We start from the raw sequence: 11,048 nt of genomic DNA, 5'->3' as shown, positions 1-11,048 counted from the left end.
AGGCCGCGCGCCCGGTGTCTTAGCCTTCGATCTTGGTCAGATCGGCGACGCTGGAACAGATCGTGCGGATCTGGCTCAGCAGGTTCAGACGGTTGCGGCGCAGGATGTCGTTGTCAGTGTTGACCTGCACATCCTCAAAGAACGCATCCACCGGGCCACGCAAAGCGGCCATGGCGGCCATGGCGGTCGGGAAATCCTCGGCCTTCAGCGCCGGATCAATCTGCGCCTGCGCCTGATCCAGCGCGGCAAACAGCGCCTTTTCGCTGTCCGTTTCAGCAAATTTCACATCCGCACCGTAGGAGTATTCGACGCCGTCCTTCTCCTCGGCCTGCGTCAGAATATTGTTGGCGCGTTTGAAGCCCTGCACGAGGTTCTCCCCATCCTCGGTCGCGATCACCGCATTCAGAGCGCGGGCGCGTTTGACCAGCAGGTTGAGGTCGTCATTCCCCTCCATCGCGATACAGGCGTCGATCACGTCGTGGCGGATGCCCTCGTCTCGGAGGAAGACTTTGAGGCGGTCGTGGAAGAAGGCGAGAAGGTCTTCGATTATTTTGAGTGTTTTTTCTGGATCATAAAGTGCCAATGCCGCTTCGTCGTCCTTGCGGTCTTGATCATTCCACTCACCCATAGGCTTGCCCACACGACGCCAATGGTTGGGGTAGACATGACCATTGTAGCCCATCGCAAGAATTTCCCGAAAACTCGGTGTGTCATTAAGGTGCAAGTCATTCTCTAACGCCAACCGAACAAAACCTAGCGCTGCCCGTCGCAACGCAAACGGGTCTTTCGAACCGGTCGGCTTCTCATCAATCGCCCAGAACCCGGTCAACGTGTCCAGCTTGTCGGCCAGCGCCACGGTCACCGACAGCGGCGCAGTGGGCACGTCATCCGATGGCCCCAGCGGCGAGTAATGCTCCTGTGCCACAGCAGCCACGGCGGTGTCCTCGCCTGCGGCTTCGATATAGTACCGCCCCATAAGCCCCTGAAGTTCGGGGAATTCATAGACCATCTCGGAACTCAGATCGGCCTTGGCAAGACGTGCGGCTTTCTCGGCCTGATCTGCATCCGCGCCGGTCACCGGGGCCAGTTCGCGGGCCAGCGCGGCGATGCGGTCGATGCGCTCGGCCTGCGTACCCAGCTTGTTGTGGAAGGTCACATTCTCCAGCGCGCGGGTCCATTGGATGATGTCCGATTTGGCAACGCGCAGGTCGTTCTCCCAGAAGAATTTCGCATCGGTCAGACGGGCCGACAGCACCTTCTGGTTCCCCGCCAGAATGGTCGCGCCATTGTCGGCGGTTTCGCGGTTGGCGACGGTGATGAAACGTTCGATCCGACCGGTCTTGGGGTTCCTCACGGAAAAGAACTTCTGATGCTCTTTCATCGAGGTCTGCAGCACCTCGGGCGGCAATTCGAGGAATTCCTCATCGATCTGCCCCATCAGCACCACGGGCCATTCGACCAAACCGGCCACCTCGGCCAGCAGGCCCTTGTCCTCGACCACTTCCAGACCGGCGGCAAAGGCCATGTTCTGGGCGTCGTTCCAGATATGCTCGGCGCGCTCGCTGGGCGACAGAACAACGAAAGCGCGTTTCAGTTGGGCGGCGTAATCCTCAAAGGAGTTAACCGAGAACTGGTTCGGCGCCATGAAGCGGTGGCCAGCCGTGGTGTCACCGGCTTTGATTCCCTCGATCTCCAACGGCACGACCTGCGCGCCAGTCTCATCATTTAGAATGCATAGGATCGAGTGCAGCGGGCGCACCCAGCGCATGGGACCACTGCCCCACCGCATCGACTTGGGCCACGGGAAGTTGCGGATGGTCGCCTCAAGCACCTCGGCCACGATTTCAGCCGCCGGACGCCCGGCTTTTTCGATGGTGGCGAAATAGACTGCGCCTTTGGGTGTGTCACGTTCCTCAAGCTGATCACGGGTCAGGCCCGCGCCGCGCAGGAAGCCCTCGATCGCTTTGTCCGGCGCGCCGACCTTGGGGCCTTTGCGTTCCTCGCGGATCGTTGGACTTTCCGCCAGCAGCCCCTCGACCGCCAGCGTCATGCGCCGGGGCGTGGTCAGGGCGGCGGCCCCGGCATAGGTCAGACCGGCCTCGACCAGACCATCGGTGATCCGCTTTTTCAGGTCCTCACCGCCGCGGGTCTGCATACGCGCGGGGATCTCCTCGGAAAACAGTTCGATCAGCAGGTCGGGCATTTTCGATCCTTAGAATGAAACGATCGTCTGGATGACGATGGCATTGGCGATATCCACAAAGAATGCGGATACAAGGGGCAGCACGATAAAGGCAATAGGCGACGGGCCATATCGCTTGGTTACGGCGGTCATATTGGCGATAGCGGTGGGGGTTGCGCCCAAAGCGAAGCCCCCGAACCCTGCTGCAAGCACGGCGGCGCGGTAGTTCGAGCCCATGACGGGGAACAGAACCCAGATCACAAAGACGACGGCAAACAGGGTTTGCGCAGTCATGATGACGACGATGGCCAGCCCCAGTTCCGCGATTGTCCAAAGCTGCAGGCTCATCAGCGACATGGCCAGAAACGCGCCCAGCGAGAATTCCGAGATCAGTGCCAGCGAAGGTGTGCGCGACACTTGCGGTGCATTCGGGGCAATCCAGTCGCGCAGATTGGCGATCACGATTCCCATGATCAGGCACGGAACAAACAGCGGTAGTTTCAGCCCGGCGGCCGTGATCGCCTCGCTCAGCACATATCCGAAGATGATAGCGAGGTTGAGGTGCAGAAGGACGCGCATGATCGTCAGGTGATCGATCTTGGAATTGCGCTCGTCCGCATCATCGGGAAGGCCGATTGTGTGTTCCTCATCCGGGCGCGCCGGTTGTAGGTTTCGGCCCTCGACCAGAACCCGCGCAATCGGCCCGCCGACAAGCGCGGCAAGAACAAGGCCAAGGGTCGCCACCGCGACACCCAACTCGGTCGCACCGTCCAGGCCAGTCACTTCGGCCACATCCGAGGCCCAAGCTATCGCCGTTCCGTGCCCGCCGATCAGGGAGGCTGAGCCAAACAGCACCCCGGCCTGCGCGGGATAGCCGAACGTCACCGCCCCGGCAGCACCAATCACGTTCTGGAATACGATAGTTGCAAGCGTCAGGATAAGCAGCAAAAACAGCGGCTTGCCGCCTGCAATCAAATCAGACAGCCGCGCATTCAGGCCGATCCCTGCAAAGAACACAACCAACAGGAAATCACGGGCCGCGAGGCCGAAGCTGAGTTCCAGATCAAACAGAAGATACAGCCCCAGCACGACAAGAGACGCCAACAGACCTCCGGTCACCGGCTCGGGGATGTTGAACTGGCGCAGCGCCGCGACCCGAGCGTTGACCTCGGCCCCGATCAGGTAGACCGCGAAGCCCAGCGTCGCCGTTAGAAAATCCGGGATCTGCAGGGTCTGCGCGTCCATGGCGTTTTAACTTTCAGGCCGGGGCGGGCATTCTTCGCCTACAACGGTGCCGTCATAGGCCTTTTCGCCACAATTGTTCAGCGCGTGCCAGATGTAACCTTTGCCATCCTGTGTGACAGCCACGATCCGATCCACGCCATAGTGGATATTCTTCTGCCCGATGAATGCCTGCGCCTGACCGGAGTCCAGAGCATCTGCCAGAGCGACCGCATCGTAACAATCAAACCAGCCCGGCGCGGTCAGGGGGGTCGCCTCGTCAGCCAACTGGTATGTCGATTGCAACTCATCCAGCGTCAGATCGGTGTCGAAACAGGCCCGAAACCGGATCGGAGAACTGTCGGCATCGATGGCCTGAAAACCCGAATATTCAATCGCAACCGGTGCATCGGCCCCTTCGACCAGCAGCGCCACGTCCTCACCCGGCGATGGCGCGACATCGTAATAGAACCCATAGACCTGCAAATAATACATCCCGCCGCCCGCAAGCGCGGCGGACACCAGAAGAAGGATGGCGAGCAATTTGCCAGTCATGTTTTGAAGGTCCCTCGTTCGCAGTCTTTCTCAGGTATTTCAGAGGTAGCGCGGGCTGCAGGACAGTACAGTCCGCCCGTCGCCCGCTGTCTAACTCTCAGTCCAAGGTCACCAAATCCCTGTGACCCTTGAGGTCGTATTTCCCGTCTGACGCATCAGGCCGCGTGCCCTGCGGCCTCGGTCTGAACAAAGGCATCCGCGCATTGTTTGGCCAGCGCCCGCACGCGCCCGATATAGGCCTGCCGCTCGGTGACCGAGATCACGCCCCGCGCGTCCAGCAGGTTGAAGATGTGCGACGCCTTGATGCATTGATCGTACGCGGGATGCGCCATGATGATGCGCTTGCCGGTTTTCGGGTCGTCATGTTCCTGCGCCAGAATGGAGGCGCATTCGGCCTCGGCCTCTTCGAAATGGCGCAACAGCACTTCGGTATTGGCCACGTCGAAATTCCAGCGGGCGTATTCCTCTTCTGTCTGTTTGAAGATGTCGCCATAGGTCAGCGGGCTGGGGGATTGCGGGTCGTTGAACGGCATGTCCATCACGTGATCGATGCCCAGCACATACATCGCCAGACGTTCCAACCCATAGGTCAGCTCGCCCGAGACCGGGGCGCAGTCATGGCCGCCGACCTGTTGGAAATAGGTGAACTGGCTGACCTCCATCCCGTCGCACCAGACCTCCCATCCCAGCCCCCAGGCGCCCAGGGTGGGGCTTTCCCAGTCATCCTCGACGAACCGGATGTCGTGCAGGTCCATATCGATGCCGATGGCCTGCAGCGAGCCCAGATACAGCTCTTGCAGATCCGGCGGGCTGGGTTTGATCAGCACCTGATACTGGTAGTAATGCTGCAACCGGTTCGGGTTCTCACCGTACCGCCCGTCGGTCGGGCGGCGCGAGGGCTGCACATAGGCCGCGGCCCAGGCCTTGGATCCCAGCGCGCGCAAGGTGGTCGCCGGATGGAAGGTCCCTGCCCCGACCTCCATGTCGTAGGGTTGCAGGATCGCACAGCCCTTGGACGCCCAATAGGTCTGAAGCCGCAGGATAATTTCCTGAAAAGAACGAGGTGCGCTGGACGGTTCGGTCATGACATTCCCTTTGGGCGTCGCTTGCGCCCTGTTCCGGTCGGTTTTGCCCTTCCTATGCAAGGGGCCAAGGGGCGTCAACGGGCCAATGGCCCCATGCTGTATCTGCACGGCCACACCGTAAATTCCCCGTATTCCCGCCATGGCATTTGAAGGACGAAATCGCGTATTCTGCGCCAAAGCACCAACACTGCATAAACGGGCAGACAATGACACGAGTTTTAACGGCATTTCTTTTGTTTCTTCTATTCGGCCTGCACGCCGCATCCGCTCAGCAAGACCAGGGCGTTTGGGTACAGGTCGAGGCTCAGCCTTCCTTGCGCGAGGCGCAGGAGCGCGCGCAGGTTTACGCCAGCGCCCTGCCCGATGTGAACGGGTTTCGTCTGAACAGCGGCTGGTACGCCATCGTCATTGGGCCTTACGCCCGCAGCGATGCCGAACAGGTTCTGCGCGTCTACCGCGCCGAAGGGGAAATCCCCCGCGACAGCTTCATCGCATTCTCCAGCGCCTTTGGTCAGCAGTTCTGGCCGGTCGGCGCCAACCTGCTGGACCGTGGAATCGCCACACCACCGGTAGAGCCCGAACCGCAGCCGGAACAAAACCTGTCCGAGGTGACACCGCAGGCGTCCGACGAAACCCGCGCGCAGGCGCTGCAATCCGAACGGCTGCTGAGCGCGCAGGAACGGAAGGACCTGCAAACCGCGCTACAGGCCGCAGGGTTCTATAACTCGACCATCGACGGAGCATTCGGGCAAGGCACCCGCCGGTCGATGGGCGACTGGCAGCGCTTTAACGGCTATGAGCCGACAGGCGTTCTGACCACCTTGCAGCGCAAGGCGCTGATTGATGACTACAACGCGCCGCTGATCAGCGTTGGCATGGCGCAATATGTGGACGATAAGGCCGGTATTGCGATGGACATGCCTTTGCAGGCATTGGCGTTTGATCGCTACGAAGCCCCCTTTGCCCATTTCAAGTCTGGTTCGGATATCGGAGCCAAGGCGCTGCTGATTTCTCAGAAAGGCGACAGATCCACGCTGCGCGCGTTGTATGAGGTGATGCAATCGCTGGAAATCGTACCGCTGGATGGCCCGCGCGAGCTGCGCGGCGACCGGTTCTCGCTGGAAGGGCGCGGCAATGGCGTTGTTTCGTTCACGCAAGCCAAGCTGGACGACGGGCGGATCAAAGGATTCACGCTGGTCTGGCCCGAAGGCGATGAGGCGCGCCGCCTGCGCGTTCTGGCGGCCATGGCGTCCAGCTTTGCGACCACCGACGCGGTTCTGGACGCAACCGCCGGGGCCAATTTGGATCAGCGGATCGATCTGGTTTCGGGCCTGCAAGTGCGCAAACCGCGCCTGTCCCGCTCGGGCTTTTTTGCCGACACAAGCGGCGCGGTGCTGACCGTGTCCGAGGCAGCGGACAATTGCACCCGGATCACACTGGATGGCGATCAGGAGGTTCAGGTCGCCTGGACCGATACCGATCTGGGTGTTTCTGTCTTGCGCCCCAACCAAAGCCTGGCCCCGATGAGCGTTGCCGCCTTCAGCGCAGGCACACCGCGCATTCAGTCCGAAGTGGCGGTGTCCGGGTATTCCTATCAGGGCGCACTGGGCGCCCCGACCCTGACCTATGGGCAAATCGCGGATGTTCGTGGTCTGAACGGTGAAGAAGGGGTCAAACGTCTGGCCCTGAACGCCCAGCCCGGCGATGCCGGAGGCCCCGTGTTCAACGACAGCGGCAATGTGGTGGGCATGTTGCTGCCGACACCCACCGAAGGACGCACCCTGCCCGCCTCGGTCAGCCTTGCGGCGACCGCGGACCGTTTGACGGACGTTCTGACACAGGCAGGCGTTTCCGGTCAGTCCGGCCCTGAAGAGGCAACGCAAATCTCGCCGAACGAATTGAACCGCCGCGCAACGGGAATGACTGTTCTGGTTCATTGCTGGGACTGATCCCAGCCCTATCCGCAGAAAAAGAAACGCCGCAGATTTCTGCGGCGTTTTCTTATTTCAGGATCTCCGGCGTGACGTGGATCAGCGTTGGAACCGGCGCATCGAACGCGGCCTTCACCGCCTCCTGCAGTGCAGCCAGAGTGCCGGGCGCGGCGGACCGTGCCCCAAACGCCTCGGCCAGTTTGCAGAAATCGGGATTGCGCGCCACGACCCCATTCGGCGCGATCTGACTGCGGACCATGCTGTCCTCAATCTCTTTCAACTTGCCGTTGTCCCACAGGATGATCGGCAGCGACAGGCCCAGTTCGACCGCGACGCCCAGTTCCTGCATCGTATAGTGAAACCCGTAATCCCCGGCGATCACAGCGGTTGGTTTGCCTCGCCGCGCCACAGCCCCGCCAATCCCCGCTGGCAGGCCATAGCCCAAGGTGCCAAAGCCGGTTGGGTGGTGCCAGTGATGGGGATAGGCCATATCCCAGACCTCTTTCGCGACATAGGCAAACTGGGTCATATCGGAATAGATCATCGTGTCGGCGGGCATCGTGGCGCGCAGAGCGTCAAGGATCGGTACGATGCCCGGACGTTCGGCATCAACCTCGGCCCGCCAACGGGCGCGCGCCTCGGCCACCTCTTCCTGCGTCCAGCCCGTGGCCGGATTCGCGTCTTCGGTGGCGACCCAAAGGGCGCGGGCAAAGCTTGTGCTATCCGCCTGAATCTTGATTGCAGCGCGGTGATGGTCTGACAGCACCTCGGGGTCCAGATCGACGCGGATCAAAGTGGCCGAGTGCCCCAGCTCTTTCCGCCAAAGATCAACCTCACCCAGTTCAGCCCCCACTGCGATGACCAAATCGGCCGAGGCGATCACCTCGGCGCTGCCGGGGCGCGGCAACATCGAGCCGAAGTCCAGGGGATAGTTCGCGCCAACCATGCCACGTCCGGCATAGGTGGTGAAACAAGCCGCACCCACCTGCGTCAAAATCTGCCGCCAGTCATTCGACCGGCATCCGCCACCCAGAATGAACAAGGGGCGTTTCGCGATGTTCAGCAAGGACACTACCGGCGCCACATCCGGCGGCAAAGCCTTGGTCCGCAGCGCGGGTTGGTTCGGAAACGGGGCCGGATCGGCATCCGCCTCAAGCTGTACGATCGGCACCTGAATGTGCTTGGGGCGGGGCCGCGACAGTTCGAATTCTTCAAATGCGCGTTCGATCAAGCCATAGGCGGCCTGCGCGGTATTCGCCTGTGCGGACCAATCGGCGACTGTACCCGCCGCCCCTTGCTGATCCTTCATCTGATGCAATTGCCCCCGCTGCGCGTGTGTCTCGTCCAGACAAGAGGACAGAACCAGCATGGGCACCGAGTCGCTATAGGCCTGCCCCATAGGCGTCATGGTATTGCACAGACCCGGCCCGGTGATCACATAAGCCACGCCCGGCTTGCCCGTCGCGCGCGCATATCCGTCGGCCATGAAGCCTGCCCCCTGCTCGTGCCGGGCCAGAACATGGTTGATCCCGGCCTCTTCGATGCCGCGGTACATTTCCTGATTGTGAACTCCGGGAATACCAAAGATCACGTCAACGCCACGATCCCTGAGCATATGCGAGATCTGCGCGCCAAGAGCTCTTTTCATCAGCTTCTCCAAAATTGAACGGTGAAGATTGCGTAAACGGCCAGCAACTCAAGCCGTCCGACCAGCATGCCGATGGTCAGCAGCCATTTCGCCGAGTCGTTCAGCCCGGCAAAATTACCCGCCGGACCGATCTGATCGCCCAGCCCCGGCCCCACGTTGGCCAGTGCTGTCGCCGCCCCCGAGACCGATGTTATGAAATCCAAACCGGTCAGGGCCAGCGCCCAGGACAGGACGCCCATGGACAACACGAAGAACATGAAGAAACTCATGACCGAAGTCAGGACATCGCGGCTGACAGGGCGTCCGTCGTAAAGCGGCATGAACACCCCATGCGGGGACCGGATGCGCCGGATCTGAGTTTTGATCGATGCAAACAGCAACTGGTACCGGAACACCTTGATCGAACAGGCGGTCGAGCCCGCGCAGCCGCCGATCAGGCCGATCAGGAAAAACAGCATCACCGGGAAACTGCCCCAGGTCATGTAGTTGACGCTGGCATAGCCGGTGCCCGAGATGATCGAGGTGATGTTGAACAGCGACTCGCGGAAGGCGCGCTCCCAGTGGTGCGGAAAGACGGACATCAGGAAGACGGCCATGACAACGACCAGAACGAAGATCGTCGCCAGAAATGCCTTGATCTGACTGTCCTGCCAAAGTGAGTTGGTCTTGCCGTTGGCCAATTGCACATAGCGGACAAACGGCAGCGCGGCGAGGATCATGAACACCGAGGCCGCATATTCCGCCGGACCGGTGAAGGTCGCGAACGAGGAATCGTAGTTCGAAAAGCCACCCGTTGCGATGGTGGTCATGGAATGAACTGTGGCGTCAAAGAAGCTCATCCCGAAGCTGGCGTACACCAGTCCGCACGCCAGTGTCAGAAACACGTAGATCAGGGAAATCTGGCCCGCAATCTCTTGCGCGCGCGGCAGGATTTTTCCCATGGTTTCAAACCCTTCCGAGCGGAAGATCTGCATCCCACCCACGCGCAGCTCGGGCAGGAACACCATGGCGACAACGATGATGCCGATGCCGCCCAACCATTGCAGGATGCCGCGCCACAACAAAAGGCCCTGTGGCAGATCATCCAGCCCGGATATTACGGTCGAGCCTGTGGTCGTCAGGCCGGACATCGCCTCGAAATACGCGTCGACAAAGCGCAGTTCCGTTTCACCGAACAGAAACGGGATCGCGCCAAAGACCGGCAGCGCGACCCAGACGCCGGTTGTCAGCACAAAGGTCTGCCGGATGGTCAGCCCCTCGCCCACCCCGTTCGAGCAGCTCATGGCCAGAACCGACCCGGTCAGCATGGTGATGATCGCGCTTTCCAGGAATACATACCATTCGCCGCGCCCTTCGATCAGGTCCGCGAGCATAGGAAACAGCATGGTCGCCCCAAGAATGGCGACCAGCAAGCCAATCACATATCCGACCGGGCGAATGTCCATCATGAGGCGCAGCGTTGGCGCGCCTGCCCGACCGTGTCAAGCCGATGATCCGCGATTACTCGTCGGATTTTGCAACAGGTTGCGGCATCACCGGTGGTTTTGAAGGCGCCCGGGTGCGGCGTGCCTGCGGCTTAGGCGCCTCGGAAGCGGCAGGTTTTGCCGTCTCGGGCGCTTTTGCCGGAGCCGCCTGAACAGGCTTGGCCGCAGGTTTCGGCGCTTGGGCAGTTTTGGCCTTGGGCGCGGTTTTTGCGACCGCTGCTTTGCGTGGGGCGGGTTTGGCAGCCGGAGTCTTGGGCGCAGTTTTGACCACCACCGTTTTTTCCGGCGTAGGTTTCGCTGCAGCTTGCTTTGCGGGTGCCGGCTTTGCCTCGGTGGTCTTTGCAACAGGTGCCGCAAGTTTCGGCGCGGGCGCTGCGGCTTTGCCGGGTGCTTTCGCCTCAGCTTCGGGCTTCACAGCCGGTTTGGCCACAGCGCGTGGTTTCGCGGTAAACTTGGCCGCAGGTGCCGATTTGGGCTTGGCCGCCGCAGGTTTCTTGACCGGGGTCGCCGCTGCACGCTTGGCAACCGGTTTGGTCGCAACGGGCTTGGCCTCTGCCGGAGCGGGTTTGGATGCCGTATTGTGCAACGCGTGGACCGGGGCCATGGGCAGTTCCAACGCCGAACGCGCCATGATCTGCATGATCTTGATTTGGCTCACCATGGCGTAACCTGCCACGCGAAACGCCGCTGCCTGAAGTTCCAGCGGTTGGGTAATCGGATTCATTACATGTCTCTCCTGTAGTAGCGATGCAGCCAGGTCTGTGAGAGTGTAAGACCCGCCCCGCTCCGATCGCTCGGGCGGCAGGTTGGGTATTGCAGTCCAAGGCGTGGCACGTCTCGGTGTCCCTCCGGGGCGGCACGCACACAGTACGCAGGCGTGCCGCAGCTGCATTCAGGACCATCCATACCTCAAACGACTGCGCAATTGCAGCATTTCTGCTG

The 11,048-nt window shown here is 61.1% G+C and carries 8 protein-coding genes; 1 reads left to right on the top strand and 7 read right to left on the bottom strand.

All coding sequences use genetic code 11. From position 1 onward, the window contains the following. Window positions 1–19 precede the first annotated feature (19 nt). The 4 genes from glyS to ACR0KJ_RS02105 all read right to left on the bottom strand — a co-directional run bounded on the left by glyS (window position 20) and on the right by ACR0KJ_RS02105 (window position 5,043). Window positions 20–2,155: a glycine--tRNA ligase subunit beta gene (gene glyS, locus ACR0KJ_RS02120; protein ID WP_480626266.1), complete on the bottom strand. Its 2,136-nt coding sequence runs from the start codon at window positions 2,153–2,155 to the stop codon at window positions 20–22. 57 nt (window positions 2,156–2,212) lie between these two features. Continuing rightward, window positions 2,213–3,427 (bottom strand): sodium/glutamate symporter, encoded by a 1,215-nt coding sequence (gene gltS, locus ACR0KJ_RS02115; RefSeq protein WP_480625871.1) that lies wholly within the window; start codon window positions 3,425–3,427, stop codon window positions 2,213–2,215. A gap of 6 nt (window positions 3,428–3,433) precedes the next feature. After that, complete coding sequence (locus ACR0KJ_RS02110) at window positions 3,434–3,958, bottom strand: DUF6446 family protein (protein WP_480625870.1); 525 nt, start codon at window positions 3,956–3,958, stop codon at window positions 3,434–3,436. Window positions 3,959–4,113: 155 nt separating this feature from the next. Next, entirely contained in the window at window positions 4,114–5,043 is a 930-nt protein-coding gene (locus tag ACR0KJ_RS02105) for a glycine--tRNA ligase subunit alpha (RefSeq protein WP_480625869.1), read from the bottom strand. Between the two features lie 206 nt (window positions 5,044–5,249). Here ACR0KJ_RS02105 and ACR0KJ_RS02100 point away from each other — a divergent pair, with 206 nt between their 5' ends. Further along, a complete protein-coding gene (locus tag ACR0KJ_RS02100; RefSeq protein ID WP_480625868.1) occupies window positions 5,250–6,992 on the top strand; it encodes a serine protease in 1,743 nt (580 codons plus the stop codon). 52 nt (window positions 6,993–7,044) lie between these two features. Here ACR0KJ_RS02100 and ACR0KJ_RS02095 read toward each other — a convergent pair whose 3' ends face one another. The 3 genes from ACR0KJ_RS02095 to ACR0KJ_RS02085 are packed head-to-tail and all read right to left on the bottom strand — an operon-like array spanning window position 7,045 to window position 10,830. Continuing rightward, the gene (locus ACR0KJ_RS02095) at window positions 7,045–8,622 is read right to left on the bottom strand and encodes a 5-guanidino-2-oxopentanoate decarboxylase (protein WP_480625867.1); all 1,578 of its coding nucleotides are present in this window, start codon (window positions 8,620–8,622) and stop codon (window positions 7,045–7,047) included. Beyond that, a complete protein-coding gene (locus ACR0KJ_RS02090) occupies window positions 8,622–10,070 on the bottom strand; it encodes a TrkH family potassium uptake protein (protein ID WP_170451465.1) in 1,449 nt (482 codons plus the stop codon). The genes ACR0KJ_RS02095 and ACR0KJ_RS02090 overlap by 1 nt, the downstream gene beginning before the upstream one ends. Before the next feature lie 52 nt (window positions 10,071–10,122). Beyond that, window positions 10,123–10,830, bottom strand: coding sequence for a hypothetical protein (locus ACR0KJ_RS02085; RefSeq protein ID WP_170451467.1), 708 nt, complete (start codon window positions 10,828–10,830; stop codon window positions 10,123–10,125). Window positions 10,831–11,048 lie beyond the last annotated feature (218 nt).

The organism is Ruegeria sp. AD6, assembly GCF_056542325.1.
The sequence above is the reverse complement of the archived record's forward strand: the minus strand, read 5'-3'. Positions and strand labels throughout refer to the sequence as shown.

Excerpts from the sequence above, each read along its gene's own strand:
- ACR0KJ_RS02105 (WP_480625869.1), bottom strand. The coding sequence starts at position 5,043 with ATGACCGAACCGTCCAGCGCACCTCGTTCTTTTCAGGAAATTATCCTG.
- glyS (WP_480626266.1), bottom strand. The coding sequence starts at position 2,155 with ATGCAGACCCGCGGCGGTGAGGACCTGAAAAAGCGGATCACCGATGGT.
- ACR0KJ_RS02085 (WP_170451467.1), bottom strand. The coding sequence starts at position 10,830 with ATGAATCCGATTACCCAACCGCTGGAACTTCAGGCAGCGGCGTTTCGC.
- gltS (WP_480625871.1), bottom strand. The coding sequence starts at position 3,427 with ATGGACGCGCAGACCCTGCAGATCCCGGATTTTCTAACGGCGACGCTG.
- ACR0KJ_RS02110 (WP_480625870.1), bottom strand. The coding sequence starts at position 3,958 with ATGACTGGCAAATTGCTCGCCATCCTTCTTCTGGTGTCCGCCGCGCTT.
- ACR0KJ_RS02090 (WP_170451465.1), bottom strand. The coding sequence starts at position 10,070 with ATGATGGACATTCGCCCGGTCGGATATGTGATTGGCTTGCTGGTCGCC.
- ACR0KJ_RS02095 (WP_480625867.1), bottom strand. The coding sequence starts at position 8,622 with ATGAAAAGAGCTCTTGGCGCGCAGATCTCGCATATGCTCAGGGATCGT.
- ACR0KJ_RS02100 (WP_480625868.1), top strand. The coding sequence starts at position 5,250 with ATGACACGAGTTTTAACGGCATTTCTTTTGTTTCTTCTATTCGGCCTG.